This window comes from Mesorhizobium sp. M7A.F.Ca.CA.002.15.2.1, assembly GCF_003998715.1.
GTDB classification, from domain to species: Bacteria; Pseudomonadota; Alphaproteobacteria; order Rhizobiales; family Rhizobiaceae; genus Mesorhizobium; species Mesorhizobium ciceri.
On the sequence record NZ_RZPI01000934.1, the window covers coordinates 1 to 1,607 of the forward strand.

Sequence of the window (1,607 nt, forward strand, 5' to 3'; positions counted from 1 at the left end):
GCGCCAGACGGCGTGCCGGCTGCAAAGACGGGCTAGGCTGGATAGACATGGACTGAATGATCTTTCGCTGGAGTTGCGGGCGCGGGCAATCGACCGCTTGGTCGAGGCATGCCGGCCGATATCTTGATGGTGGGCCGCGCCGGTCTGCGGGCGGCGACGAGCAATGCTTCGAAGCGGCTCATGTCGCGCTCCTTCTCGGCGGCCGGAGCTGCTCGAAGGTCGAGTAGCCGGCCGCGATGCCCACCAACATCATTATGCCGATCAGCGAGGACATGCCAAGCGCCTTGCCGGAATTCACGCGATCTTGCGGTCATCATGCCCATGGTTGTCGAGCGGCTGCGACAGCGGGAGCGACAACCGCCAGCCGGCGAAACTCAGGCGGATCGCGCCCTTCAGCGTGTCGGCCGGCGGGGCCAGCGGCATGCCTCGCCCGACAGGACCGAACGAGAGCCTCGGGCTGGCGGACGCGAGCAGCCGCAGCATGATCATGGCTTCCCACATTGTCGTGCTTCCATTGCAGGGTTCGAATTGGGCATGGTTCCGAATTGGCGCGATTCGAACTGGGCGTGATTGAAACGAGGATGGCGGAGATACGCCCGCCATCCCCGGAGAACCGGCCGACCCGAGAACGGGTTGGGTACCGGGCCGGCCGGTGCAGTCGGTCAGAGTTGCTCGTCGTTCCCGGGCTGGGGCGGGAGCTGCCTGCCATCGTTGGGCAGGCCTCTGGGGCCGGCTGCATCGTTCGGCGGACCGCCCCAGGGACCGGGGGGTGATCCATGGGCACGTTCCGCCGAAGCGAGGAGTTCGAGTTGTTCGGGCGTCAGCTTGGCGCGCAGTTCAGAGATCGCCTCCTTCAGTCTGCCGGCCGAAACCGCGCGGGCGGTAACGTCGTCGGCCAGCTTTTCCTGGAAGGCGAAGGGATCGGGCTTGCCGCCCGGGCCTGCTGCGTCGGGGTCCTTCGCTTCAGCACCAACGGGCCGCCCGCGGTCAGGCCGAGGCTGCGAAAGCACCGCCTGCAGCGCGCTGGTGTAGTCGCGCCAGGCGTCGAGCTGTTCGGTGCGGATGCCGACGCGGGTCTCCAGCGCGGCGAGCCGGGCGGCCAGCATGAATTCCGGCGGCGGACCCATGCGGCGGGGGCCAAAGCCTTGCGGGCCGAAACCCTGCGAACCAGGTCGCATCGGTCCATGCGGGCCGGGTCCATTCCGGCCGTGGCCTGCCCCATCCTGCATGGCCATGACAGGGGGCGGCTCACCGGGTCCGGCGCCGGGGTCGGGCTGCGCCGCCAGCGCGGGGTGAATTGCGGCGACGGAAAACAGGCCGAGCGCAAGAAGTCTGCTTGGCATAAAGATGTTCCTTTCTCTCATGCTTCGGACGGTTCAGAGGATAGGAAGCGTCTTTGTCCGCTTCGCGTCGGCGTGTTGCCGAAGGTTTCCGCAAAAGGGCAATTTGTTTCCGAATGTTTCCCATGGCCCGCCGGAAACGTTCGGTTGCAATTTTCCACGCCGCTCGGGCGCGGCTCTCCTATAATCGCGGCAAGCCCCTGCAATCACGGGTCCCAATATTCATCGGCAACGGCACGGTCATGCAGTCACAACCCCATATCCCTG

Annotated in this window: 3 protein-coding genes; 1 reads left to right on the plus strand and 2 read right to left on the minus strand. The window is 66.2% G+C overall.

Features of this window, described 5'->3' with window-relative positions; all coding sequences use genetic code 11:
• Positions 1 to 294 precede the first annotated feature (294 nt).
• Both ENZ74_RS31270 and ENZ74_RS31275 read right to left on the minus strand, forming a co-directional pair.
• A complete protein-coding gene (locus ENZ74_RS31270) occupies positions 295 to 501 on the minus strand; it encodes a hypothetical protein (protein ID WP_013530681.1) in 207 nt (68 codons plus the stop codon).
• A 161-nt stretch (positions 502 to 662) separates the two neighbouring features.
• Positions 663 to 1,343: a hypothetical protein gene (locus ENZ74_RS31275; RefSeq protein WP_063168602.1), complete on the minus strand. Its 681-nt coding sequence runs from the start codon at positions 1,341 to 1,343 to the stop codon at positions 663 to 665.
• 53 nt (positions 1,344 to 1,396) lie between these two features.
• Here ENZ74_RS31275 and ENZ74_RS34810 point away from each other — a divergent pair.
• Positions 1,397 to 1,607 (plus strand): hypothetical protein (locus tag ENZ74_RS34810; RefSeq protein ID WP_206522379.1); only part of this gene is annotated, 211 nt, incomplete at its 3' end.